This window comes from Sulfitobacter sp. R18_1 (assembly GCF_017743915.1).
GTDB classification, from domain to species: Bacteria; Pseudomonadota; Alphaproteobacteria; order Rhodobacterales; family Rhodobacteraceae; genus Sulfitobacter; species Sulfitobacter faviae.
In genome coordinates, this window is sequence record NZ_JAGHRG010000001.1 from 115,759 (window position 1) to 137,653 (window position 21,895).

Below are 21,895 nucleotides of genomic sequence, written 5' to 3' on the forward strand. Positions count from 1 at the left end.
TCGCAATCCCTGCGAGGTTGCGAGCGGTGTTCTCAGCTCCAGATCGGACGCTGTGCTTCCTGGTTGGCCTCTTCACGGGTCAGGCCGATGTCTTTAAGTAGATGATCTGGCATCTCAGCCAGAGCGCGGCGCTGACGGCGAAGCTCGATAGCCTCAAAGATAGCTACGACGAAGCCAAATTTATGATAACGGGAAAACGTGAGTGGTGCTGTTCTTGATGTCATGGGGGTTCTCCGAAAAAGAAATCAATGAATATCTGTCATCTATACTTGCCCACCACATAAAGTAACCGCCATTATTGCAAGGCCGCCATGCATTGAGCGCATGAGGCAACAAAAAACGCGACACTCCGGGGAGCATCGCGCAGTTGTTGTTGAGGCACCTTAACGGTGTCTTGTTTCCCTAGGATGGTGATTGCTCACCATCCAAAGAGTTATTCTTTGTTGTCATCACGGACGGCATCAACCAGCTCCTGAAGTCTGTCGACATCCGCCAGACCGGGAACGATTTCAGTTCCAATAACGAATGATGGCGTGCCATTGATACCCAGAATTCTGGCGATCTCTTTGGAGATGTCGATATGACGATCAATGTCCTCGACCTCCATATCCTGTTCCAGCAGACCCATATTCAGACCAAGGTCTTCTGCAATACGAAGTGCATCGCCTTCCTTCAGGCGCTCTTTGTGTTCCATGAGAGCATGGTGGACATCTTCAAAGCGACCCTGAGCATGGGAAGCCAGGGCAACCCGGGCAGCCTCATCTGAGGTGGGGCCCAGAACCGGGAACTCGCGCATCACAACGCGAACATTCGCATCAGCTGCGATCAGAGCCTTCACCTCGGGTGAGGCCTTCTTGCAGTAAGGGCAGTTGTAGTCATAGAACTCGACAACAGTCACATCACCATCTGGATTACCCAGTACGATAGCGTTGGGATCTTCAACCAGCATAGGAGAAAGCTTCTGGATCAGATCCTTTCGCTCAGCAGCCTTTTCGGCCGCTTCCTGCTCGCGTGCGATGTCGATGGCCTCAAACACGATTTGAGGGTTCGCCAGGATCGCTTCATAGACGCGTTGAGCAAACTCTTCTTGGTAGTCCACATAGTCGGTCGCGGGCCCCGTGTTGATTGGCGACTGAGCAGTCGCTGGAGTGCCAGCCAGCCCTACCATGCCAAGCGACAGGAGCGGCAGTGCGCCCAAAATATTCTTGTAAGTACTTTTCATTGAATAATCCATTTTCAAGTTTTCTTAGTGCGGCCGTTGGCGATTACTTTGCAATCACTTGCCCCCGGCTTCCTGACGGGGACGATATCAACGACAGGTTTAACGGCGGTTAATCTTGGAGCTGGAACTCATATTTTCTTGGTTCCAACCTTCTGACTCTCGGCAGCGTGATATGTACGACTCCGTGTAGATCGTGAAAAATATGAATACTGGCACACTAATCATGACGTGCATCAATGCTCGATCACTTTCACTCGCCACAGCGTGAATAGAGTCCGTATAAGTTAAAAATTGGATAACGGCCGCCGCGCAATATATCCCTGCCATGCCGGAAGTGGTTATGAGAGCCTTGATTGTTGATCGGCGTCGCTGATTGCGTTCTGCTAGAGTTTCCCCGTGATAATTGGTTCTGAGAGTTTCCTCAGTCATTTTATAAGCCTCGTGTGTGTCCACGTAACTATGTATGCTCCGAAAGCTCTTTTTGGGTAATTTTAAGCTATTATTGAGACAATTTTTAGACAGGACATGACGCCATTCTCCCGACCAATTGAAAGTATCACCCCGACCAATTGAAAGTGACCCAATGAGAAACGTCCATTAATTCGTAGGAAACCAGCATTCGATAGAGTTGGCCTCTACATTTATGGGGCGTGACCTGATGAAAGAATTATTAAATCAAAAAAATATGATGGATGGACGTGATCTTATTTCCTCAGTTCCGGATTGCGCTGTTAAACTTGCTTTCTTTGATCCTCAATACAGAGGCGTATTGGATCAGCTCAAGTACGGCAATGAAGGAGAGCGTCAAAAAGCTCGGGCCGCCCTGCCCCAGATGCCTGAAGATATAATCTTGGAGTTCATCAAGGGGATCGACCGCGTACTGGCTCCATCGGGCCACCTAATGCTATGGATCGACAAGTTCCACGTCGTCCAAGGCGTGCTGCCATGGATTGAAGGAACTGATCTCGAGCCGGTCGACATGGTAACCTGGGACAAGGGCCGCATAGGCATGGGTCACCGGACACGACGCAAGTCAGAGTACCTCATGATCTTTCAGAAAAAACCCAAACGCGCCAAGGGTGTGTGGACCGTTCGTAATATCCCTGATGTCTGGACTGAAAAGGTAAAGCGAACCCATGCTCATGCGAAGCCCCATGGGTTACAGACAGCACTGATTGAGGCAACCACCTCTGTAGGTGACCTGGTAATGGATCCAGCAAGCGGAGGTTGGTCAGTTTTCGACTGCTGCCAGAAGACAGACCGCCTCTTTATTGGCTCAGACCTCAAAGGCGATCCTGATATTCAGACATAATATTACGGCGCCTACATAAGGCGCTACGAAGAATTAACTCGACGTCAATTTCGGTAGGGTAACAAGAAGATGCGGCAGGTCAAAAGAGACAAAGATGAGATCTTCATATTTTTTCAAGACTATTTTTACAGTAATATTATTTATCCAGGCTAGTACCGCACATGCCAGTGAGACCAATAGCTCGCTGACATTGGATCGCATTGATGGCTATCATATTTCAGATCACGAGTATTCTGATCAGCATCTGGCCGCCCTAGAGCCCTCTAAAGAGAAAAGTCGGTTCAATATCTCTCCGGGCACAGCTGTCACAGCCGCGTTTATAGGTGCTGGTGTGGCTGTTGCCTTCACTTTGACCAAAAACATACGCAAGGAAAAACAGCGCAGAAAATTTGCCTACGACCCTGAATTTCCTGATCACTGGGATAATGGATTTACTATTTCCGGAGATGCAGAGTATTTTAGGACACCTGAGTATGGCGGGTTTGACCCGTCACTTGAGCTTGTCGGCGCCGCATCAATATATGCGCGCGGGACTCAGGGGCATGGCGTTAAAGTCGGTGTACTAGATACGGGGGCCGATACAGACCATGTAGATCTCACCGGAAAAATAGACCTAGAGAACAGCTATAGCTACATAAAAGGTACCGACAGCAATGATTTTGAAGATCGTCATGGGCACGGCACGCACGTGGCGGGTATCATTGCCGGGAAAAAGAACAATCAGGGAAACCATGGTGTCGCTTTTGGGTCTGAGCTTGTCATTTTTCGGGGGATTCCAACGGGAGACGAAGAATCCATCAGTTCAATAGATTACTGGGGTGACTCCATCAATCGCTCGGCTGCTGCCGGGGTGGGTGTCATCAACAATAGCTGGGCACGGGTAAAAAGCAATGGATCAGAAAGACTTATCACCGAATATTCGGGGCGCACTGACTTTCTGAGCAGCTTCAGAAGTTCGACGATAGAAGCGTTCGACAATGCTGTTGCGAGCGATATCTTGATGGTGCATTCCGCCGGGAACGACGGGGTGGACCAGGTAGCTTCGACGGCGGGAATTCCAGTTCACTTGCCCGAATATCAAGGTTATTTTATCGCAGCCGTTGCGACAGATACCGGCAGACGCATCTCTGAAATTTCAAACCGCTGTGGGGTTGCTATGGAGTTCTGCATGGCAGCGCCTGGAGAGGAGATCATGTCCGCTGAGCTGAACGGTCAGTGGGTAAGGAAAAGTGGCACGTCTATGGCTGCACCGATGATCTCTGGCGCCGCAGCTGTCCTAAGAAGCCAGTTTCCCGAGCTAACTGCCCCGGAAATTTCAAACATCCTGTTTGACACCGCGATTGACCTCGGCGACGCGGGAACGGATCCAGTCTACGGACGCGGTTTCTTGAACTTAGAAGAAGCCCAATCTCCGCAAGGCGATCTCATGGTCTACCTCGGTGAAGACATCCGAGCCGGAGCATCCTCTCTGAAAGATAGCGCCATCTATGCAAGCACTGCGCTTGCCCCAATGTTGGTGTCCACTTTAGAAAACGAGAATCTCATGGTGGGTGATCGTTACGGCAGAGGTTTTCACGTATCTGCCGATGCCCTTGTAGTCGCTAAACCGGCAATGATGACAAACCGTAAGCCCATATCGAGAACACAACTCGGGGAGAATCTATTTGCAATCTCATCAGCGCGTGGCTTCGGTATTCAATATGATGATAATAATTTGGCTTACAGTATCTCCAAAGGCGAAGTGTCGGATAGCCTAACTAGCAAGAGCGATGACCCTCTGACGCATCTAGAAAGCGATTATGAGGCAGAGTATGTTTTCAGCTTAGGCGCAAACACGTCCTTCATGGCGGGTCTTTCGGGTGCTGATCAGGACGCATCATTCCTTTCAACGACCCTAGGCATGGAAGCTAAGTTCGACTCTTCTTCTTTCTCTGCGCAGGTTGGGTCAGTAACCGAGAACGGTTCAGTTTTAGGCAGCCAGTTTTTTGGGGCAGCTGGCAATGGCACACGATCTCAGACCGATTACCTGAAGATGAGCAGCAGTTTCGCTCTATCTCAAGACAGTTCAATCGAAGTTTCCGGAACTCGCAGTCTAACGAACTTCACTCAAAAAGGATTGATCACAGGTGGGAAGGACCTCTCAGGCGCTTCCGGAAAGATATCTCTGTCCAAAGAAAACTTCATGGGTTTTGAGGGTCGACTAACTGCCTCTTTAGCATCCCCCCTTCTTGTAAGATCTGGCAACATTAGTGTTGATATGCCAGTCGCCCGGACAGCAGCCGAAAATGGGATTTCGACCAAATCGGTAGAGCGAACGGTATCAAGCATTGATGTATCGTCACCAGAAAGACCGTATGACATTGGAATTTCTTACGAGAGTGACCTAGGCGATGCCCACTCAAGCCTTCTTCTTCACGGAGGGTATCGCTCTACCGGCCCGGAACCGCAGGCCTACTTCAGATTCGATCTCTCTAGAAGGTTTTAATCAGGCTTCGAGGCGCCTACCTGATACCGCACGCTTTATCTCAGGCGTCGGTATTGCATCACTTTTTTATCTGTAGCCTCAAGGTTGACAAAATTCGTTGATTAATGAAGCACTCTAGATACAGTCATTTTGCATTAAGCGGAGGGATTTTCAAAGTGCTCAACAACATCGGTCTACCAGGCCTCATCGTCATATTTTTGGTGGTTGCGGCAATTATCGCAATCATCGTCACTGTTTCCAAATCACCTTCAGAGGAAGGTACCGACAGCAGAGATCGGGCGAGGTATGCTGGGTTCTGGATCAGAGCTTGCGCGATGCTACTCGACAGCATCGTCGTAAGCATTGTTGGCTTCGTCGTGATCGTCGCTATCTATATTTTACTGCCGGGAGAACCTCTCGGGGAGGCGTTAGCCATTTGCGCACAAATCCTAGTACCGTGGGTCTATTTCGCGAGCATGGAAAGCTCCGGTAAGCAGGCTACCTTGGGTAAGATGGCGCTGGGGATCAAGGTAACTGATATGTCCGGCAGACCGATCAGCTTTGGCCGTGCTACAGGACGCTTCTTCAGTAAGTTCCTGTCCCAGATTATACTGCTCTTCGGCTTCTTCATGGCTGCTTGGACAGAAAAGAAACAGGGCCTTCATGACAAGATCGCGAACACACTCGTGATTAAAGACAACGTTGTGCAGGAGCCTGCTACCGCGCCAGCTAGCATGGCGTGATATGAAATCAATGTCATGTCCGGGTGGGCTTTCCCGGACATGACATTGGATATGTATTTTTTCGCATCCTCTTGGGTCTTCAGTTTGCCTCTTTAGAAGTCGCTAATATTACTTCCAGATTCAATTTTTTTGCCCTTTCCTCAGCCAGCTTATCAGCATGGTCTTGGTTAACTTTTTCGATCAAATCATTATCTCTTAGCGTCATCTCGATAACATTTACCTCAGTAGGGTTATACTCACCCTGATAGAGTTATTCAATATCACGCTACCCCACCATGGCGAGAGCCGGAAAGGTCTCTAAAAGCCAAAATGACAGGGTGGAAAACGCACCGGTCACCAATGCGATACCAACAGCGATCAGCAAGGCCCCACTCACCCTCTCTATAGTCTTCATATGCCGCTTCAGCCTTGTCATGATACTCATGGCCCGGGTAATGAAGATCGCAGCCAGAAGGAACGGGATACCCAGTCCAGCTGCATAGACCCCCAAAAGAAGCGTTCCGCGCATCACAGAGGCCTCTGTGGCGGCCAGAGATAGGATAGCGCCCAGCTGGGGACCAATGCATGGTGTCCAACCAAAGGCAAAGGCGAGCCCAAGCACATAGGCGCCCGCCATCGAACCACCTTTGTCACCTGCATCCAGGCGAGCTTCCTGATCCAAGAACGGGATCCTGAAGACGCCCAGAAAGTGCAATCCGAAGATCACAACGATGGCGCCCGCTACTCGGGTGAAGGCTAGCTGGTTCTGTAAGAAGAAGGATCCCAGAAACGACGCTGTGAATCCCAAAATCAAGAATACGGTGCTCAGCCCCATAACAAAGAAGAGAGCAGCTCCTATGGCCCGTTTTCGAGCTTTGGCGGCATCAGACATCTCCTGAAGGGAGACACCACTCATATAAGCGAGATAGGGAGGCACGATGGGGAGAACACAGGGGCTTAGAAAGCTGATAATACCTGCGACGAGTGCTACAAAAATAGCGGGGAGAAGACTTGCGTCGACTAATTCAATTCCAAACATAAGATTCCTCTTTGGAGATCATATGAATGGAAGAAGGCCGGATTGCCAATCACAAGAAAGTGCAACCCGGACTTCGTTTACGAGCGCTTAAACTGATTTCTTACCAATTGCGTCCGTTCACCTCAGCACTCGTACGTACATACCAAGAAACTCCCACAAGGAAAACGGCGATAGCGCCTATCAATATGGCCACCATCACTGCGCCCATCGCCAATACGACGAAGCTTGGGATAATCAGAAGCATCAAGGCGGGACCAATAAGCGCAAAGAGCACGACTTCGAACAGGTAGGTCATCGACAGCAATGGAAGCATCCATATGAGTTCAAGATCATATTTGATGTCATCTGGAGTAACCCTATAAGGGCTCTTACCGAACAAAGTGTCTGTGATCATATACAGCGTTTTGACTGCAATCACGCTCAATGACAAAAGAAGGGCGCCTATTACGAAAATGACAAAAACCTTGAATACCAGAGAAAGAGACTGGAAGGCGTCTGCCATTCTGGCCCCTTTACCTTCTATATTGGATACCCATGAGAAGAGCGTGCTATCTAGGTACGAAAGGTAGGCTTTGAAGGTGGAGATATTGTAAGACACCGCATTGAGCGTGTCTTTAAGGCCATCAGCATCCATTGCGCTGAAGCCTGGAGGGGTAAACCCTCGGAAGAACGTTGCCGCCAACCATATGCCTGAAATCGCCAATAAGGCGTTGATGATCCCAAATGCCACATTCAAAGGCGTGACCTGGAAAGGTATCGATGTAACCTTTTTCTCAGTAATTAGGATGTAGCCCGCACATACGGGCATGAAGAAGTACATCGCAAAAAGCGTGATGTTGTATATGACATTAAGGAATTCTTGCATAATTTCCGTCTCTCTATTTTTATCCACCGATATCACATAAATAAAATATATTCCAGATGGAATATACAACAAAAAATGGACCGAAAGCCATAATTAGAGGCCTGCGGTCCATTCGCTTTCCAAATATGATCTCAAGTCTTAGGGAGCGGGCGCTTTATCTAAAGCTTCGCCAACCTTTTCAGCAGCATTCTTCGCGACGAGGTTGACCCAGGGCTGCCCGCCATCAGGCTGCGTTTCATGCATAATTTCACGGCCGAGATCTTGGGACACACCGAACTCCTCTGCCAGCTGCGCCCCAAAGGAATCTTCCCACTTTTTGTCATCATGCATTGTCTCGGTGACAACGATAGCCTTCATAGCGAAGCAAAGGCGCCGCTCTTCTTCAGATGCATTCTTCAGAAACTCTGCATGCATATTGCTTACAATTTCGTAGAGACCATCACTATCATGGAAGGGATAGTCGCGCAGGCTGACCTTATAGGTCTCTTCAAACGTATCACACGCTTTCTGGCCGATATCACGGGGAACCTCCAAGATGGCCAGTTGATAACCAAACTCCCTCACCTCGAACTCTTCAGCCACCGCGAGAGCCCGCGACTGTGCGCGCTTGAATTCTGTTTTGCTAATAATTTCGGATCTCATAATAACACCTTTGCTTTAAGGGTCCAATATGACGAAAATCTGGTAAATTACAACTCTCTATGTCGGAAAATCAGATCGACATCCCCTTCGTTGACGACATCTAGTTCGAATGCGGGAACGACCGGGAAGCCAGACATGTCAGAGCTTATTAATGCTCTCAAATCTATTGGATGTGGATACGGTTCATAGAGGTGGGGATCGCGGCCGCCCCTCTGGTACCAGTCATCGATCAGTTTCCGCTCAAATGGATAAACATGGTCCCCGTTACCGGTATGACAGAGAGGGTTCGCCTGCATAAGGCCGATTACCGGAAGATGGGTGAACCCGGTCTCTAGAGCGGCTCCGATCCTGTGGTTGCCAGACTCGAGACGAATGGTAGCTGACTTTACCGATCTGTCTCTGGGTACAGAAAATATGATAACCAAGGGATCATTCATGCCCTCCGCAAGGATCCGGCTCCACACCTCATCGGTCGGAAGCGTTCCCACATCCCCATCTCCCAGATCGGTATGCGTCGTAGGGTTTTGACAGGATATCTTCAGGAGGAACTCTGTAGGGACCAAGAAGATGGCGTTTTGAGCCAGCCGCGCCCACGGATGTGATCTCAGTTTATCTAGGCGGACAGTCCGATATGTGGAGGGTTTTAGGCTGGCAATGTTCATGCCAACCTACTTAGATATCCACCAATAAAATATGATGAAGCAAACCAAGAATTAACGAACTTCTGCTCTTTTACTTGCATGCCGTTACATCACAAACTATCCTAAACCTGTATTGAATTAAGGACCTTATCATGAGCAACACAGAGGCTACCGAGGCTAAACGCAATCTCCTCCTGAAGATCAGGGACAGCCCCGGCATGGGCTTAAGTCTCCCCATCTTGGTTTCGCATTGGGCATTCTTCCCGCTTGTGATTGCGCACTTTGTGGTTCTACTTGAGAAGACAAGCGGAAGCTGGGCTCGATATCATTCCTACCCTGGTGAAGGGCTGATCATTCCCGTGTTGATCGCGGCAATGCTTCTTATGACCGCTACGAAGGTGTCTGATGTGAAGTATGGTCCTTCAAAGAGCCGCCTGGTGAAGCTTGGCATCGTTCCGTTCGAAGTGATCACGCTGATTTTGTCAGCACCTGTCGCATGGATCTCAGGTCTCTTTATGGTCATCGCTTTGGTCGGATTTGCTAGCTCTAACGGTATTTTCGGCATCCCAATTGGTCTGTGGCACGCGCTGGGCATTTACCTATTCTTGTACTGGTTTGTGGCCTACGGAAATGGCCCAAGACCGGACAGCGAATGAGCTAAGGTTGCTGGCTAGCAGGGGTTCTGCTAGCCAGCTTTACCATCGGAAGACCTACTTTCCCACCGCCTATCGTACTGGACGCCCCTATGGAGCAGGCGCAGACGAATTATTCTTGAATTGCCGGATATTCAGAAGAGCGGCCTCCACAACATCATCTGTCCATCTGCTCCCCAGCGTAGCAGATGTCTTTTGCATAGCAATCTCACCGATTTCGCCCGGAACCTCGAACTCCTTCTCAATTTCACTTGCGAAGTGCTCTTCCCATTTCTTATTGCTGTCTACGGACTCTGAATGTGAGATTGCCTTGCGAAGAAAGCAGCGCTGACGATCTTCTTCCGAAGCTGACTTGAGGAAGGCACTGTGAAGCTCGACCAGCTCATCAGCCAAAGCATCATTCGTGGGGACCCGGCCTTGATCATCCAGGTTCAGGAAAGCTTGCTGTGCCAGGTTACGCGGCACCTCTGCTAGTTCAAGGTTGTAGCCAACCTTTTGGGCAGTTCGGCCTTCTGTAAATGACATGGATCGCTTCAAGATCATCATAGCTTCATCGGTAGTAAGGGGTTCGGTTCTCATAATTTATTCCTATCTATGGGTTCTAATAACTTATGCTCTGCCCTTGCGTGCAAGCATCCGTTCGAGGCTTCTGCTCTTTGGTTTGACCTTGTGATCCATATCAACATCGCTGCTGATCACCACATCCTCCTCAAGGAGGAGATCCGCATACTCGGCAGAGAGTACCAAATTCATCCGATGCGCGAAGCTCAGGCCACGTTCATAAATCTCTTGGTTCACAGCTTCATTCCCTGATCGTAATCCTCAGTGTCAGACTTGTTTTGAAGCTCACGCTTAAGCTCCGAAAAAGCCTGTTTTACCGCAAGGTTGCGAGCCCTTTGCATCTCTGTCTTGATGACTGAGCCGGACAATTTGCGGTCACCAATCACCTCCGCAAATGTAGGCGATGTGTAGGCATCGTGTAGGCGTTCGAGGCCATGCAAGTGGTCAACATTGTTGGCAGCGCAGCCCTGACGACCCCGCTCATCGGCCTTGGCCAAGCGCATCAGCCTAGACACGAACTCAGGCGCCCCATGCAAGGAGGCGTCAAACATTTTACAGACACCCTTAGGCGAGATCTCCTTTAGATCGATGAACCGGTGCATCAGCATGTGATAGCGGGTTGTACGCAAGGCATACTTGGTGATGTCGCTCGGCGCCTTCAGACGGCCCAAGAAACCCTCAATGATAGGCAGACCGTACTCCTCATGCCCTGGGTGACGAGGCAGCATATCTTTCGGTGTCGCAGCCTTTCCAAAGTCATGGCAGAGAGCATTAAACATGTCGCAAAGATCGCAATCCTCGGAGGCACGCATCTCCTCGAGAACAAGCATGGTGTGATCGTAGGCATTCCCCTCCGGGTGGTGCCGTTTCCATTCAGTTGCCGACAGAAGTCCGTAGACCTCGGGGAACAAAATATGGAGAACATCACACTCAAGCAGGGTGTCGAAGAAGCGGGATGGCGTTTGCTCCATCAGGGCCCGGCTAAGTTCGCCATAAACACGCTCAGAGGTCAGCTCATTCAACGTCCCTGCCCGCCCCATCTGATAGATAAGATCGACAGTTTGTGGGGAAATCTTAAAACGAGGGTATCTGGCAGCGAACCGAGCCAGACGCAGCACGCGTACTGGATCCTCAACGAAGGAGGTCGCATCTACATGACGTAGTAATCCATTCTCAATATCGCGCTGACCACCAAAGGGATCGCAGATGGAGCCGTCATCATACATGGCCATCGCATTGATCGTTAGATCGCGGCGCCGAAGGTCTTCTGCCAAGGTAACATCGGTACCAAACTCGCAAGTGAAGCCGGTATATCCGCTACCAGTCTTCTTTTCGCGACGCGCCAAGGCATACTCATCTTTAGTCTTGGGATGCAGAAAGACGGGGAAGTCCGCTCCAACCTGCTCAAAGCCACGGGAAAGCATCTCTTCAGGCGTGGATCCAACCACCACGAAGTCATGATCCTTGGGTGTGATGTCCATCAGTGTGTCGCGAACTGCGCCGCCAACTAAATATGATCTCATAATAAAATGCCTTAAATCTGTAGTTCAAATATATGATCGCCAGCGAAAGTAACCCGCTAGCTATGATGGTTCTACCCGACTGCTACGGGACCAAGTGTTGATGTCCTTAAATCTGCAATAAGGTGGCTTACACCAAAATGCTTGGCCACCATACCGACGTTGCCTCTTAGGTCTCTCCATGCGCTTTGCAGCTCATCCGACGGCATCATAAATTCCTCGGCGAACCAGACTGCCTCATTCATTGTCTGCCGGGAAAGCTCTGAGGGGACGTGATCTTTAAGCACGCGCATTGGCTCCCCGGCATAGTGCATCGTATAGCGACCAATATGGGTGGCCAGGCTGAAGTTATCCTGCTCCACCGACTTGCCTGCAAACAGGTTCACCATGAAGTCCTCTCGGGCCTCGACAATGAGTGAAAACCGGCAGCTATCCCTTGCGTAGTGAACATCACCACCAAGGTAACGAATGACCCCCTTCACCGACGATCCGGTATGATACCCGATCTTCTTGCGGACACTGAGCGCATACGCTTGGACTTCAGATTTCGTCCAATTTGCGGGTGAGCCGAACGCTGGGCTCGCCGAAATATCCATGATTAGTTATCCAAAATAGCGAAGTGGTAATCGAACTTGAGAGTCCCTGTTCCCCGACATGACATGCTTTGACCAGCCAAGGCACTCTGGATTTCCACTCCATTACGGTAAATGACGGTCTTCCAGTGACTTGAGGGCATGGGAGCCGTAATGAACTGCTCGCAAATGTCGGCATCCAGAGGGCCTGCGTTGACCTCCATAAGGTAGCGCATAGGTCCGAATTCACCGCCTTTACGAACGATTTTGGGAGCTTCAAGTAAAGCATACCCTGCTTCCAGCTCCAATGCCTCTGGCGCTGTCAGAACACCTTCCCTGATCAGAAGGTCAACATCGATATCCTCGAGATCATAACCAGACTTGAGAAAGATCTCAGCCCCCGAAGCCATCAAGCCTACGGCGGCAACTGTCGCAAAGTCCGGCCTATGTTGACGACCTTCATTTTCAGCATGATACGATGCATAAGTTGAGTACGCCAAAATCACAAAAAAGATTCCTACTAAAAACGCCATGTAATTTAAGAAGGATGTTTCAGATGATTCAGATGATTTGCGAGGCGCTGGCGTTGGCATCAGATTTATCCATAATCCATTTACTCATTGCACCCTACAACAGCCATGTTGAAAGCGCAATAAATACATGGGAGCAGGACGCTATCCATTAAAAATACGTGATTTCAGTAGGCTTAAAGAAAAGCCTTGTTTCACATCATATATGTTATCCTAATAAGGAGAGAACTTTATGGACTTAGATACCGAAGTAGACATCGTGCTGGACCTGATGGACGCAATGGGCGAATATGAATTCGCATTGTACGCCGCAAAATTCACGGAAATTGATCTACAAGCAGTGAAGGGCGTCTATGACAACATCCTAGCGGATGATAGCAATGCCAAGATGAGTGAAAGTGACAGAGCTCGCCTGGTAACCAGCTTAAATTCAGCTAGGAAGACCCTCTTCCTAGTCAAGGATATCAATGCAGAGATATTGCTGTACAAAGGTATTTATGATTACATTCTCGACATCATTGGGGAGCCGCAGACCACAACTGTAAGCCGAAAAGATGCCATTACTGGGAAATTGCTATCCGCCGCTGAAAATTACGCAGAGTTCACAAAATTAGCGTCCGAACTAGAGATCGAGATGCAGGAAACACTGCGAACTATGGACGTAGCTGGACGACCTATTTTCTGACGTTGCAGGACCGCCAAACAAACGGAAGAAGCCGCCTTCAGTCGTTAAAGGCGGCTTCACTTTGCAGAATTAGTAGAACTTCTTGTACTTGCTATTGGGGTCGCACAGGTAAACCACGAGGCCCACAAAGATGGTCGTATACATCACCAATCCAAGGACGAGATCTGAGCGCTGCAAGGAGGTCCACTCCGGCGCCCGCGTCACTGGCCACGACAGATCGTAGGTGACGAAGCTCACCGCCAGATAGAAGAGAATTTGGCTACCTACCAATGCCGGGATAAAGTATTTCATTTCATATTTCCTTCTAAAACAGACTTCATAGCAGCCTCGGCCGCCTCCCCGACCTTCTGATGTCCATGCGACGTGACTGGGAAGTCAGTCTTGTACCAGACATCGTACACAATCTTGCTGACAGCTTCCTTGACCAACGGGATGGCTTCAGTGATCGCATCTTCGCGAGCGCTCTCTGCGCGTTTCTCGGCGGCTTGAGCTTGCACTACAGCATCATATTTTTCGGTTCGGGCTTGGAAGAGTTCCTCATTGAATTGCTTGGCCTTCAGCTCATACCAGCTGCCAACCTCAGGCACCTCCGTAGAGAACCCCCCAAAGTCATACTCCAATGCCGCCATAATGGCATGACAGCGCGCTTCCCAAGAGTTCTGGGTCTCGGCCATAGCTTGGGCTGCGTTCTCTTGCTGATCTTCAAGCTCCTGGATCCGCTCGGCCTGTTTAGCCACCATGGACTTTAGTTCTTCGATGAAGAGCTTGTCTACATCACTCATGTGCTGCTCTCCCTGCCTTATAAAGTTCGCCCATCAACTCTTTGAAAGAATGCTCCTGTGCGGCTGCTTTGGCAGCTTCAAGGGTATCTTCGAGAGAGATTACTTTGTCGTCTCCGACATATTCACCTGATTTGTAGATCACGGTGTAGACACCCATAGCATTATGGATGGTATAGGGGCCCGATTCAAATTCTTTCCCATCGACACCGATTTCCATCCACTCCAATGTAGGCGCTAATGTCGGAAGGGCAGCAATCACAGCGTCTGATTTTGAACGAAAGAGATCCTGTGATTGCCCAATGACATCATTGGGCCAGACATCATCTTTACGGTTTCGGCCGATACCTTCACGCCAAATAGCTTCCGCCATTTTCTCGCGAGCTTGACCAACCAGATCTTCATCTGCGTCCATCATCTCTTTCAGATCGTTCACATCATGATGTTGATCAGCGACAGCTTCCTGAAGCTCTTGGTCTGTGGGGTCCGGAATAGTGTCGGGTGTTTCATCACCTTGGTGATCTGCCACCTCCTTGGGTTCGGGTTCTGTGATGCCAAGTGCCGCCATGATTAGAGAGGTATAGCGCTTCTGTGCGTCCTCCTGAGCCTCCACAACGGTATCATGTGGCGATTTCGCCATGCCATCATCTAGCGTCCACCCATCTTGCGCGTTCTCGTAGATAAGGAAGCTATGGAGAGGACTTTCTGATTTCCAATCTGATGCCCTATCGCCACCCTTGTGCCACTCCAGTGGAGTTACGAGCCCTGGCAGAGCCGCAATGATAGCATCTACAAATGCGTAGTCGGATGTCAATTGTTGTTGACATAGATCGAAACCGGATTCCGGAGTAGACATGCAGCTAAACTCCGTTTCGGGTAGCCCCCAAACGAAATTATCGACGACTTCATCCAGTTTCTCACGAGCAAAATGGTTCATGCCCCGGTTCCTTCTGCGAAAGCTTCAAAATTGCTCATGATGGGACCTTTGCAAGACAGACATGAGCCTACATAACCTTGTCCGCGATCATCCTTTGAGTGGATACAGGAAGCACAGGAGCCAAGGGGCTCAATGATCTCCGGCGTCACGCCAGCCGCTTCAAATAAGATGTTCAGCTGATCAGCGTTAACCACTACAGTGGTGCTCGAGAAATCCCACTTACCATCTCCTCGGTAATGAGGATGTCCGCCTTGGTCAGCCCATCGCATTGGGAGCAGGATATCTTTGAGGGTCTGCTGAATGGGAACTACGGCCTTCCCTGAGACATCCAATGCCGACATGATCTGGGCAACATGATGCTTCTGGGCTGCGGCCTTGGCATCTTCGAGGTTCCCTTCACATGGAATGTCTTCCTCAGTTTCCCCCGATACGTAGGTTAGAGTGCATTTCTTCCGGCCATGATAGATCGAATAGGGACCAGAAATATGAAATTCACCGTTGGCCCAAATCTCATGCCATTCGAGCGGCTTCACAAAATTTGAAAGGGTGGCAAGAAGATCGGCGGATTGGTTACTTACCGCTTCCTTGAGGTCATCGACCTTGGGCTCCGGTTTGAAATCCGGGAATTCCTTCGTCAGGAAGTCGATCATCTCTTCAGTGATTTCGACCGTCGTGGTCGGTTTGTGGTATGTATGCTTAGGGGAAATGGGCATTACTTAAATCCAATGCGTTATTATATATGATTTTCAGTCGACTATTATCGGAGAACGTCTTCCAATCCAGAGCGCTCCATAAGCTCCCGATAGACGACTTCCAGACGGACATAAATTCGGCCTTCTTCATCTTTCTCGATGAGGTCGCCCTGACGGCTTGCGATCTCGTCCACAAGATCGGCCGCATCACGAAAAGCCACGCCTCGGATAGCCTCAGCCACCGTGTATCCTTTGACCTTCTCGTCAGACTGGGCTTGAGCCCTATTTTGCGCGATACGGGCAAACATCTGATCGCGCTCGTAGGAGCATTCTTTGTTGGGGCAGTAGTAGTCGATGCCGGGCGCCAAAACGCGCTCTGTTCCGCAGCCTTCGCAATTATCTTGTTCACTCATAGAAACGTCTTTCAAAATATGATTACTCAAGGCCATCCTGGCGGATTTCCCGCAGGAGCCCAAAGACCTTCGGAGCGGATAAGCCGTGCTTTCGACACTTCTCATCCAGAACTTCCATGTTCTCGACCATCAGCAAAGCTTTAGCCGCCTCTTCAGCACTGACTTCGTGCGCTGCTAAGGCTTGCTCTGCCAATGTTTGTGCAAGCTCGAAGGTCGAGATCGGTGTGTCGGCCGCATCCAAGAGTACCTTCTCGAGGTGACCGGCAATGCGACGAACAGACCGATCATCTTGGCTAGTTACATCACTCATTTGCTTTCCACTTCTTTGATATGCGCGTTCAGCACGGCAATCAGCATGGCACGGCTGAACAGATCGGACTGACCACCGGCATACATGGGCTCTTTTGCATATTTTGTGAGGTTCACCCGCCAAGTATTATCATCGCCGGGACCCCACATATGGGTAGCTCTCCACCCTTGAAGGAGGAACTCAAACAAATCCATGGCCGAAGTGCAGCACTCATCAAAAGCTTCCGTTACCTTGATCCTTAAGATGCTTAGCGTAAGTCGATCCGGGTCCGGGAATGCCTTATACATGTCCTCAGCAGATGGTTGCACACCCGAAATAACCTTACCCCGCAGCACCTCCAGCGAAGACAGACGGGAGCTTACGGGATAATAAGAGATGTTGTCTTCAGTCACTTCATGCAGTCCTGATCAATAGTGTTGAGGCCACAATAAACAGAACTTACAATACAGTCAACTATACATGATTATACTTGTCTAACCTTACCGATAATACGTTTAAACAATGACTTCTTTAGACTTGCTTCCAGAGCCGACAGAAATTGCGCTCGCGCCTCCGCCAGCACTTCAGGTCCATCACCCCTTCTCCCCGAGTGGTAGCCATAGCTGTCAAGATAGAAGTCGATAGGCTCGAGAGCATAGACTGCCGCAAAAACGGGTGCGGCAATATCTGATGCTTGATCAGAAGATTGCATCTTTTCCATGTATTGGTACGCGGGAATAGATTGCTCGAAATAGTGTTCACGTTGAATGCAAACTCTCTTGCCATCAATCTTACCACGGAGCATAGCAGCCACCCCCTTAATAAAACTAGCCAACTGCTTACCTTCATCCGGGAGCGCTGTAATCTTGGAAAGCTCTGAATGATTGCCTTCAGTCAAGCGAGCCAGAAGAAACCGATCCCGGGCCATCTTCACATCGAGAGGCATGAGCATAAGCTCGGAGACGCGATCTTCGAAGACTTCACTCTCAAAGTAAGAGGCACCATAAATATGGTGAGGATCGATCAGATAATCTGCGAGTGCGGTGAGCCAAAACGGATGCTTTTTATTATCGGTTTTCATGATTAATCTTTCTTTGGTGCCAAAGCAGCAATGGCGAGTTCGGCTTGCTTGCCAGGATGCTCGTCCGCACATTTGAAATTACCGGTAGCCGCACAGGTACAATTCCCGACACCCACAGTCCCGCTACACATGGCCACCGCCATCCGTTCCTTTAAAGGCGTGGGGTCTGACTGAATAATCCGGGCATAGAGATCAGCAAAGATCGACAGGCGTGCCATATCCGTGATGATAGCCTCCACGGCATCAGATTCATCAGGATCCATGCCACCACTGCGAGACGTGCGCAAATACCCCTTTGTGGAAGCAATCACGGCCTCATCGACCTGCTCTTTGCCAAGTTTGCGCAGGTCAAACCAAGCCTTCAGAACATGCTCGGCATCCACAGCACGCTGTTCGGCCGCCTCGACAGCGCGTTCCAGCTCTTGGATGCGTTCATCAGCATTGATTGACTGGTCAGCCTCCGGATCTCTCGGCGCATACTGCCAATGTGTTGGGCTATCACCATTATAACCATCGTTGCCAAACTCCCCATCAATAGGGTCAACGATCCACTGGGACCAGTAGCGGCCGTCCTTCATTTCGACATAGCAGCCGACAACAATCTCCGCATCTGTTGGTGCCTCTGAGATAGGAAGCCAGGCGCTATTGGGTTTACCGGTATCCGTTTGGTCTGACATCTAAAGTCCTAAAATTAATGAATTCAAAAATATGATCTTGCGCGCGACTTTCAGCCCGCAGCTTTCTTCGCCTTGCGCATATCCGCAGCGCGTTTAATCCGCTCACTGGACATCGAGAGAGAGACACCATCGCAAAGGGCTTTGAAGATCTCTGCATCCGCCCACCCCTGCCGCATGAGGTCTTTCACAGCTGCGTCGATTGCCCTTACATGAGGGGCCACGGCTTCCCGAAATTCCTTTGTAGGAACACCGTATTCGTTGGAGGCTTCTTTAGTCATGTCGTCAACTTTCTATGCTTGTACATTTTATGCAGTTGCTGATCAAAATCCTGCGCGTCAGCCACCTTCGGATCACAGCCCTCTTCGCCTGGGAAGCGGCCCTCAGCATCCGGCAGGAGGACTTGAGCAACATTGATGTTCGGGGCGCAAATATCAGGATCGAAACCGCCTTCAGGTCTTTGCTTGTAATAATAACGCGGACCCAAGCGATATTTCAGCACTTCGGTAATCTTGACCGCCTTAGCCGCAGGCATAGGCACCAGCATGACATCCGTGCCCTCAACTGTTAGACGACAGGGCTCGCTGATGATCTGATCAGGGCCTAGCTCCTTCACAACGTAATCCAAAATTAGGACGCGCTTATTATTATCAACCCCTAGCAATAACAGGTCTGAAGAGTTCCTGTCCGCCTGGCCAACAGTGTATGAGACTTCGGCCTCCCCAGAGTAAGACATGAAGGCAAACCCGAAATCCTTGATCGAAGCCTCAATGTGGGAAAGCCCGTAATCGATAGTGGTTTTGTCGTTGTCATTAAGCATCGGTTTTATCCTGATCCCATTTCAAAAAGCTGCCATCTCGGCTGAGGAAGGTGCCATCCCAGTCGCCTTCATAGTTTGGAAGCCCTTCAAGGAAGTGCTGGTCATCGGGAGAAATATGCCAGCTCACCTGACCTCCGGGCGTGTCCACATAAAGGACCACGCGCCATTCATCGTCCCAGTCCTCGTTGCTGTCTCTACCGACACCCGCATTGTAACCAGACATCAAGGCAAAGCGAGCCATAGCAACTGCGGCGGCAGCACGCTCGGAATAGGCACGGCTCACACGTTCTCCCAGACCAGACGCCGCCATCGCAGCACGTGCTTTCCTCAGATAAGGAGCATGGTGATCAGGGAAGTCCTCCCAGCGGGGACACGCCTCAGGATGTGGGTCGTCTGCACACTCCTGCTCATAGATCGCCTTCGCGACTACTTCAGCATCGCCTACGATAGAAGTTTCGGAGCGTGTGCTCGATGCCTCAAGTTCGTCTTTAGAAATCTTACTGGTCGTCATCTTGTGTTCCTTTTGTGGCCGACCTGTGGTCATTCAGTAGGCGATCTGTGGTCACTGAGTGCCACTTGTCAGGTCCCGTTTCGGCTCAACAGGCTCCATCAGAGCATTCAGACCGGCGAAGAAGACATCACCAGGGTCAGCCAAGTCCTTCTCCATAGCGGCGGCAATGGCTTCCCATACATACGACTCCTGGATCTCAAGAAGATAGGTCTTGAGGGCAGCCGCGTTCTGCGCAGGGGTTGGTTTTGCCTTATTAGCTGCCTCCCAAGCAAACTCCTCCCGCTCTTTGAGGGACTGGATGGACATCGCAGCGACCAAGGGCCATTCGGCCGGTTCGTTGTCATGCCAACCTTTGAAATCTTCAGGCATCACATCCGTAAGCGGCTGCATGTATTCACGCATATCTTGCAGCCCGACACTGACAACTGCCTGAGCCATCTTTTCCATCTCGGCCTGCGCATCCACGCCATCAGCAAAGATGTCTTCGCTAGAAATCGCGCCCCACAGGACTTCTTCTACTTCACTCGCAGTGTGCTTCTCGGGCATGTCGATAACCTTTCAAATATGAATTGGGCCCAACTCTATCGGGCTATTAATTATTAGATCATGCATAGAAACAAGTCAAGCAAGCATAGATAATGGCTGATTGCGAAATAGGTATTTGCGCATCCATATAAATTAATATTTCTCCATGATCCATCCAGCTCTTCATCAGCTGCTGACCGCAAATAACCCGAGAAACTCGAGGAGCCGGAAACAGCCTAAAAGTTCGTCCTCAATTACTAAGCGACCCTTCGAGGTATCCTACCTGCTTCGGAGGGCTCCCTTCCCCACCATTCATCGTAGCCGAAACTGTCATATTTTTCGAAAACCACATTCTCTCACATGTGCGAAAGTACACTATAGGTGGCTAATGTGTCTATATTATCACAAATGAGAAAACTTCTCGGATTGATAGTAGTTAACATATTTTGCCTTGATAACTCCCCAGCTGAAAGTTAGTAGGCCATCATATCGTTGATATGATCAAACACTACCACTTAGGAGATAACATGAGCGCGTATCCTGTCGCCGACTTTTATTCAAACTACGTCCAGAAGAACCCGTTGGCGTCGAAGCAGGATATCTTGAAGGAAATCTGCGAAACCTTTAATATTGCTAATCTGGTCTACCTTCGCGTGGTTGGCGAAAGCCCCTTCGATCCCCGTACGACACTCATCGGGACGTACTCAGAAGCCTGGAACGAACGTTACCAGGCAAAGCAGTACTATTTCATCGATCCCCTCATCCAAGTCTGTATGGCATCCGAAAAGGCGACCCTGTGGTCATCCATCCCCCGAGATGATGCAAACGTGCAGCTCTTCTTCTCTGAAGCCGCAGAATATGACATCCCTGATAGTGGAGTTATCATCCCTCTGGACCTAAGCCGTCCGGGCTGTGCAGTGCTATCTGTGAACACCAACTTCTCCCGAGAAGACTGGGATGCAGGCCAGGACGGCTTCATTGCCGACCTTCAGCGTGTCGGACAGCTGATCCACCAATCAGTTCTCGACGATCTTGGCGATCAGGAGTTCTCCAAAACCCTTATGCCAACAGAAGCTGAGATGCTGAAGTGGATCTCAAAAGGACGCTCAAGCTTTGAGATCTCCCAAATTACCGGCATTTCTTTGGAAGCAGTTGAGCTCGACCTGGAGAACGGCCGCCGGAAGCTTGCAGCTAACAGCAACTCAGAGGCTGCCGAGACAGCCATGCTGAGGAAGCTGATTGCCTGCTAATTAACTGTTGGGGATCAGGCGCAGGTGGTTCTGCATCCTCGCATAGCCGATATCGCACCCCTCATCGTCGGGAAACCGACCTTGGGGGTCCGGCAAGAAGACCTGCACAAGATTGAGATCTGATCCTTTTGAGTGCGACTTCAGCGCGTAGGCAAACCGTGCAGCATCCAGCTTTGGTACCGGCTGAAGAAGCACATCGAACCCCTGAATGACTTTGGATAGGCGCCGGGGATCTTTAATTAGATCTCCTTTATCCAGCAGCTTCACTGTATCGTTCAGTAAGCCATGCATCATCTCATGCTTGAACCCCATCATCATAAGGTCTGAGGTCCCCTTCTGTGACAGCCCCACAGTATAGGAAAGCGTGACCGGTGAGGTTTTGCTATCAGACATCGTGTTGATAACAGCATGACCATGCTCGCGAATGTTAGCTTCAACCTTGTCTTCGTACGTATTCAAGTTCTCGATCATGCATTCACCTATTAGTTCGCGTCCC

The 21,895-nt window shown here is 50.0% G+C and carries 32 protein-coding genes; 6 read left to right on the plus strand and 26 right to left on the minus strand.

All coding sequences use genetic code 11. From position 1 onward, the window contains the following. Nucleotides 1-32 precede the first annotated feature (32 nt). Both J7392_RS00800 and J7392_RS00805 read right to left on the minus strand, forming a co-directional pair. Nucleotides 33-224 carry a DUF1127 domain-containing protein gene (locus tag J7392_RS00800; protein WP_209215681.1) on the minus strand — a complete coding sequence of 64 codons (192 nt, stop codon included), beginning with the start codon at nucleotides 222-224 and terminating at the stop codon, nucleotides 33-35. Between the two features lie 209 nt (nucleotides 225-433). Further along, nucleotides 434-1,222 carry a DsbA family protein gene (locus tag J7392_RS00805; protein ID WP_247744443.1) on the minus strand — a complete coding sequence of 263 codons (789 nt, stop codon included), beginning with the start codon at nucleotides 1,220-1,222 and terminating at the stop codon, nucleotides 434-436. Nucleotides 1,223-1,880: 658 nt separating this feature from the next. Between J7392_RS00805 and J7392_RS00810 the strand changes: the two genes are divergently transcribed. From J7392_RS00810 to J7392_RS00820, 3 genes are all read left to right on the plus strand, one after another. Beyond that, complete coding sequence (locus J7392_RS00810) at nucleotides 1,881-2,534, plus strand: DNA methyltransferase (protein ID WP_209215682.1); 654 nt, start codon at nucleotides 1,881-1,883, stop codon at nucleotides 2,532-2,534. A 94-nt stretch (nucleotides 2,535-2,628) separates the two neighbouring features. Next, a complete protein-coding gene (locus J7392_RS00815; protein WP_209215683.1) occupies nucleotides 2,629-5,019 on the plus strand; it encodes a S8 family peptidase in 2,391 nt (796 codons plus the stop codon). A gap of 155 nt (nucleotides 5,020-5,174) precedes the next feature. Further along, entirely contained in the window at nucleotides 5,175-5,741 is a 567-nt protein-coding gene (locus J7392_RS00820) for an RDD family protein (RefSeq protein WP_209215684.1), read from the plus strand. Between the two features lie 79 nt (nucleotides 5,742-5,820). On the opposite strand, the gene J7392_RS24345 is transcribed toward J7392_RS00820, so the two are convergent. The 5 genes from J7392_RS24345 to J7392_RS00840 form a co-directional block, all read right to left on the minus strand. Further along, nucleotides 5,821-5,946 carry a hypothetical protein gene (locus J7392_RS24345; protein ID WP_280634594.1) on the minus strand — a complete coding sequence of 42 codons (126 nt, stop codon included), beginning with the start codon at nucleotides 5,944-5,946 and terminating at the stop codon, nucleotides 5,821-5,823. A 60-nt stretch (nucleotides 5,947-6,006) separates the two neighbouring features. Continuing rightward, the gene (locus tag J7392_RS00825) at nucleotides 6,007-6,759 is read right to left on the minus strand and encodes a cytochrome c biogenesis protein CcdA (protein ID WP_209215685.1); all 753 of its coding nucleotides are present in this window, start codon (nucleotides 6,757-6,759) and stop codon (nucleotides 6,007-6,009) included. A 100-nt stretch (nucleotides 6,760-6,859) separates the two neighbouring features. Beyond that, a complete protein-coding gene (locus tag J7392_RS00830; protein WP_209215686.1) occupies nucleotides 6,860-7,624 on the minus strand; it encodes a hypothetical protein in 765 nt (254 codons plus the stop codon). A gap of 138 nt (nucleotides 7,625-7,762) precedes the next feature. Next, nucleotides 7,763-8,266, minus strand: a complete 504-nt coding sequence (locus tag J7392_RS00835) for a hypothetical protein (RefSeq protein ID WP_209215687.1) — start codon at nucleotides 8,264-8,266, stop codon at nucleotides 7,763-7,765. Nucleotides 8,267-8,313: 47 nt separating this feature from the next. Continuing rightward, nucleotides 8,314-8,928 (minus strand): hypothetical protein, encoded by a 615-nt coding sequence (locus tag J7392_RS00840; RefSeq protein WP_209215688.1) that lies wholly within the window; start codon nucleotides 8,926-8,928, stop codon nucleotides 8,314-8,316. Nucleotides 8,929-9,059: 131 nt separating this feature from the next. On the opposite strand from J7392_RS00840, the gene J7392_RS00845 reads away from it, so the two are divergent. Then, complete coding sequence (locus J7392_RS00845; protein WP_209215689.1) at nucleotides 9,060-9,563, plus strand: hypothetical protein; 504 nt, start codon at nucleotides 9,060-9,062, stop codon at nucleotides 9,561-9,563. Nucleotides 9,564-9,650: 87 nt separating this feature from the next. Here the strand turns inward: J7392_RS00845 and J7392_RS00850 are convergent, their stop codons facing one another. The 5 genes from J7392_RS00850 to J7392_RS00870 form a co-directional block, all read right to left on the minus strand. After that, nucleotides 9,651-10,139, minus strand: coding sequence for a hypothetical protein (locus tag J7392_RS00850; RefSeq protein ID WP_209215690.1), 489 nt, complete (start codon nucleotides 10,137-10,139; stop codon nucleotides 9,651-9,653). A 30-nt stretch (nucleotides 10,140-10,169) separates the two neighbouring features. After that, on the minus strand, nucleotides 10,170-10,358 hold the full coding sequence (locus tag J7392_RS00855; protein WP_209215691.1) for a hypothetical protein: 189 nt from the start codon (nucleotides 10,356-10,358) through the stop codon (nucleotides 10,170-10,172). Continuing rightward, the gene (cca, locus tag J7392_RS00860) at nucleotides 10,355-11,644 is read right to left on the minus strand and encodes a hypothetical protein (protein ID WP_209215692.1); all 1,290 of its coding nucleotides are present in this window, start codon (nucleotides 11,642-11,644) and stop codon (nucleotides 10,355-10,357) included. The genes J7392_RS00855 and cca overlap by 4 nt, the downstream gene beginning before the upstream one ends. A gap of 71 nt (nucleotides 11,645-11,715) precedes the next feature. Then, the gene (locus J7392_RS00865; protein WP_209215693.1) at nucleotides 11,716-12,237 is read right to left on the minus strand and encodes an ImmA/IrrE family metallo-endopeptidase; all 522 of its coding nucleotides are present in this window, start codon (nucleotides 12,235-12,237) and stop codon (nucleotides 11,716-11,718) included. A 2-nt stretch (nucleotides 12,238-12,239) separates the two neighbouring features. Further along, the gene (locus J7392_RS00870; RefSeq protein ID WP_209215694.1) at nucleotides 12,240-12,806 is read right to left on the minus strand and encodes a hypothetical protein; all 567 of its coding nucleotides are present in this window, start codon (nucleotides 12,804-12,806) and stop codon (nucleotides 12,240-12,242) included. A 169-nt stretch (nucleotides 12,807-12,975) separates the two neighbouring features. Here J7392_RS00870 and J7392_RS00875 point away from each other — a divergent pair, with 169 nt between their 5' ends. After that, complete coding sequence (locus J7392_RS00875) at nucleotides 12,976-13,428, plus strand: hypothetical protein (protein ID WP_209215695.1); 453 nt, start codon at nucleotides 12,976-12,978, stop codon at nucleotides 13,426-13,428. 69 nt (nucleotides 13,429-13,497) lie between these two features. Here the strand turns inward: J7392_RS00875 and J7392_RS00880 are convergent, their stop codons facing one another. The 13 genes from J7392_RS00880 to J7392_RS00940 all read right to left on the minus strand — a co-directional run bounded on the left by J7392_RS00880 (nucleotide 13,498) and on the right by J7392_RS00940 (nucleotide 20,170). Continuing rightward, a complete protein-coding gene (locus tag J7392_RS00880; protein WP_209215696.1) occupies nucleotides 13,498-13,719 on the minus strand; it encodes a hypothetical protein in 222 nt (73 codons plus the stop codon). Continuing rightward, a complete protein-coding gene (locus J7392_RS00885) occupies nucleotides 13,716-14,210 on the minus strand; it encodes a hypothetical protein (RefSeq protein WP_209215697.1) in 495 nt (164 codons plus the stop codon). Before J7392_RS00885 ends, J7392_RS00880 begins: the two co-directional genes overlap by 4 nt. Then, nucleotides 14,203-15,144: a hypothetical protein gene (locus tag J7392_RS00890; RefSeq protein WP_209215698.1), complete on the minus strand. Its 942-nt coding sequence runs from the start codon at nucleotides 15,142-15,144 to the stop codon at nucleotides 14,203-14,205. The genes J7392_RS00885 and J7392_RS00890 overlap by 8 nt, the downstream gene beginning before the upstream one ends. Then, nucleotides 15,141-15,857, minus strand: coding sequence for a hypothetical protein (locus J7392_RS00895; RefSeq protein ID WP_209215699.1), 717 nt, complete (start codon nucleotides 15,855-15,857; stop codon nucleotides 15,141-15,143). The genes J7392_RS00890 and J7392_RS00895 overlap by 4 nt, the downstream gene beginning before the upstream one ends. Nucleotides 15,858-15,901: 44 nt before the next feature. Continuing rightward, the gene (locus J7392_RS00900) at nucleotides 15,902-16,249 is read right to left on the minus strand and encodes a hypothetical protein (RefSeq protein WP_209215700.1); all 348 of its coding nucleotides are present in this window, start codon (nucleotides 16,247-16,249) and stop codon (nucleotides 15,902-15,904) included. 22 nt (nucleotides 16,250-16,271) lie between these two features. Beyond that, nucleotides 16,272-16,559 (minus strand): hypothetical protein, encoded by a 288-nt coding sequence (locus J7392_RS00905; protein ID WP_209215701.1) that lies wholly within the window; start codon nucleotides 16,557-16,559, stop codon nucleotides 16,272-16,274. Beyond that, a complete protein-coding gene (locus tag J7392_RS00910; RefSeq protein WP_209215702.1) occupies nucleotides 16,556-16,951 on the minus strand; it encodes a hypothetical protein in 396 nt (131 codons plus the stop codon). Before J7392_RS00910 ends, J7392_RS00905 begins: the two co-directional genes overlap by 4 nt. 71 nt (nucleotides 16,952-17,022) lie before the next feature. Beyond that, the gene (locus J7392_RS00915; RefSeq protein WP_209215703.1) at nucleotides 17,023-17,619 is read right to left on the minus strand and encodes a hypothetical protein; all 597 of its coding nucleotides are present in this window, start codon (nucleotides 17,617-17,619) and stop codon (nucleotides 17,023-17,025) included. Between the two features lie 2 nt (nucleotides 17,620-17,621). Beyond that, nucleotides 17,622-18,296: a hypothetical protein gene (locus J7392_RS00920; protein ID WP_209215704.1), complete on the minus strand. Its 675-nt coding sequence runs from the start codon at nucleotides 18,294-18,296 to the stop codon at nucleotides 17,622-17,624. Between the two features lie 50 nt (nucleotides 18,297-18,346). Next, entirely contained in the window at nucleotides 18,347-18,574 is a 228-nt protein-coding gene (locus J7392_RS00925; protein WP_209215705.1) for a hypothetical protein, read from the minus strand. Then, the gene (locus J7392_RS00930; RefSeq protein ID WP_209215706.1) at nucleotides 18,571-19,113 is read right to left on the minus strand and encodes a DUF4262 domain-containing protein; all 543 of its coding nucleotides are present in this window, start codon (nucleotides 19,111-19,113) and stop codon (nucleotides 18,571-18,573) included. Before J7392_RS00930 ends, J7392_RS00925 begins: the two co-directional genes overlap by 4 nt. Further along, the gene (locus J7392_RS00935) at nucleotides 19,106-19,624 is read right to left on the minus strand and encodes a hypothetical protein (RefSeq protein ID WP_209215707.1); all 519 of its coding nucleotides are present in this window, start codon (nucleotides 19,622-19,624) and stop codon (nucleotides 19,106-19,108) included. The genes J7392_RS00930 and J7392_RS00935 overlap by 8 nt, the downstream gene beginning before the upstream one ends. 51 nt (nucleotides 19,625-19,675) lie before the next feature. Continuing rightward, nucleotides 19,676-20,170, minus strand: a complete 495-nt coding sequence (locus tag J7392_RS00940; protein ID WP_209215708.1) for a hypothetical protein — start codon at nucleotides 20,168-20,170, stop codon at nucleotides 19,676-19,678. A gap of 506 nt (nucleotides 20,171-20,676) precedes the next feature. Between J7392_RS00940 and J7392_RS00945 the strand changes: the two genes are divergently transcribed. Continuing rightward, the gene (locus J7392_RS00945; RefSeq protein WP_209215709.1) at nucleotides 20,677-21,399 is read left to right on the plus strand and encodes an autoinducer binding domain-containing protein; all 723 of its coding nucleotides are present in this window, start codon (nucleotides 20,677-20,679) and stop codon (nucleotides 21,397-21,399) included. Here the strand turns inward: J7392_RS00945 and J7392_RS00950 are convergent, their stop codons facing one another. Next, nucleotides 21,400-21,870, minus strand: a complete 471-nt coding sequence (locus J7392_RS00950) for a DUF4262 domain-containing protein (RefSeq protein ID WP_209215710.1) — start codon at nucleotides 21,868-21,870, stop codon at nucleotides 21,400-21,402. Between the last annotated feature and the right edge of the window lie 25 nt (nucleotides 21,871-21,895).

Bases quoted from the DNA above. Each gene is read 5' to 3' on its own strand.
- J7392_RS00800 (WP_209215681.1), bottom strand. From the start codon at position 224: ATGACATCAAGAACAGCACCACTCACGTTTTCCCGTTATCATAAATTT.
- J7392_RS00805 (WP_247744443.1), bottom strand. From the start codon at position 1,222: ATGAAAAGTACTTACAAGAATATTTTGGGCGCACTGCCGCTCCTGTCG.
- J7392_RS00810 (WP_209215682.1), top strand. From the start codon at position 1,881: ATGAAAGAATTATTAAATCAAAAAAATATGATGGATGGACGTGATCTT.
- J7392_RS00815 (WP_209215683.1), top strand. From the start codon at position 2,629: ATGAGATCTTCATATTTTTTCAAGACTATTTTTACAGTAATATTATTT.
- J7392_RS24345 (WP_280634594.1), bottom strand. From the start codon at position 5,946: ATGACGCTAAGAGATAATGATTTGATCGAAAAAGTTAACCAAGACCAT.
- J7392_RS00825 (WP_209215685.1), bottom strand. From the start codon at position 6,759: ATGTTTGGAATTGAATTAGTCGACGCAAGTCTTCTCCCCGCTATTTTT.
- J7392_RS00830 (WP_209215686.1), bottom strand. From the start codon at position 7,624: ATGCAAGAATTCCTTAATGTCATATACAACATCACGCTTTTTGCGATG.
- J7392_RS00835 (WP_209215687.1), bottom strand. From the start codon at position 8,266: ATGAGATCCGAAATTATTAGCAAAACAGAATTCAAGCGCGCACAGTCG.
- J7392_RS00840 (WP_209215688.1), bottom strand. From the start codon at position 8,928: ATGAACATTGCCAGCCTAAAACCCTCCACATATCGGACTGTCCGCCTA.
- J7392_RS00845 (WP_209215689.1), top strand. From the start codon at position 9,060: ATGAGCAACACAGAGGCTACCGAGGCTAAACGCAATCTCCTCCTGAAG.
- J7392_RS00850 (WP_209215690.1), bottom strand. From the start codon at position 10,139: ATGAGAACCGAACCCCTTACTACCGATGAAGCTATGATGATCTTGAAG.
- cca (WP_209215692.1), bottom strand. From the start codon at position 11,644: ATGAGATCATATTTAGTTGGCGGCGCAGTTCGCGACACACTGATGGAC.
- J7392_RS00865 (WP_209215693.1), bottom strand. From the start codon at position 12,237: ATGGATATTTCGGCGAGCCCAGCGTTCGGCTCACCCGCAAATTGGACG.
- J7392_RS00870 (WP_209215694.1), bottom strand. From the start codon at position 12,806: ATGCCAACGCCAGCGCCTCGCAAATCATCTGAATCATCTGAAACATCC.
- J7392_RS00875 (WP_209215695.1), top strand. From the start codon at position 12,976: ATGGACTTAGATACCGAAGTAGACATCGTGCTGGACCTGATGGACGCA.
- J7392_RS00880 (WP_209215696.1), bottom strand. From the start codon at position 13,719: ATGAAATACTTTATCCCGGCATTGGTAGGTAGCCAAATTCTCTTCTAT.
- J7392_RS00885 (WP_209215697.1), bottom strand. From the start codon at position 14,210: ATGAGTGATGTAGACAAGCTCTTCATCGAAGAACTAAAGTCCATGGTG.
- J7392_RS00890 (WP_209215698.1), bottom strand. From the start codon at position 15,144: ATGAACCATTTTGCTCGTGAGAAACTGGATGAAGTCGTCGATAATTTC.
- J7392_RS00895 (WP_209215699.1), bottom strand. From the start codon at position 15,857: ATGCCCATTTCCCCTAAGCATACATACCACAAACCGACCACGACGGTC.
- J7392_RS00900 (WP_209215700.1), bottom strand. From the start codon at position 16,249: ATGAGTGAACAAGATAATTGCGAAGGCTGCGGAACAGAGCGCGTTTTG.
- J7392_RS00905 (WP_209215701.1), bottom strand. From the start codon at position 16,559: ATGAGTGATGTAACTAGCCAAGATGATCGGTCTGTTCGTCGCATTGCC.
- J7392_RS00915 (WP_209215703.1), bottom strand. From the start codon at position 17,619: ATGAAAACCGATAATAAAAAGCATCCGTTTTGGCTCACCGCACTCGCA.
- J7392_RS00920 (WP_209215704.1), bottom strand. From the start codon at position 18,296: ATGTCAGACCAAACGGATACCGGTAAACCCAATAGCGCCTGGCTTCCT.
- J7392_RS00925 (WP_209215705.1), bottom strand. From the start codon at position 18,574: ATGACTAAAGAAGCCTCCAACGAATACGGTGTTCCTACAAAGGAATTT.
- J7392_RS00930 (WP_209215706.1), bottom strand. From the start codon at position 19,113: ATGCTTAATGACAACGACAAAACCACTATCGATTACGGGCTTTCCCAC.
- J7392_RS00935 (WP_209215707.1), bottom strand. From the start codon at position 19,624: ATGACGACCAGTAAGATTTCTAAAGACGAACTTGAGGCATCGAGCACA.
- J7392_RS00940 (WP_209215708.1), bottom strand. From the start codon at position 20,170: ATGCCCGAGAAGCACACTGCGAGTGAAGTAGAAGAAGTCCTGTGGGGC.
- J7392_RS00945 (WP_209215709.1), top strand. From the start codon at position 20,677: ATGAGCGCGTATCCTGTCGCCGACTTTTATTCAAACTACGTCCAGAAG.
- J7392_RS00950 (WP_209215710.1), bottom strand. From the start codon at position 21,870: ATGATCGAGAACTTGAATACGTACGAAGACAAGGTTGAAGCTAACATT.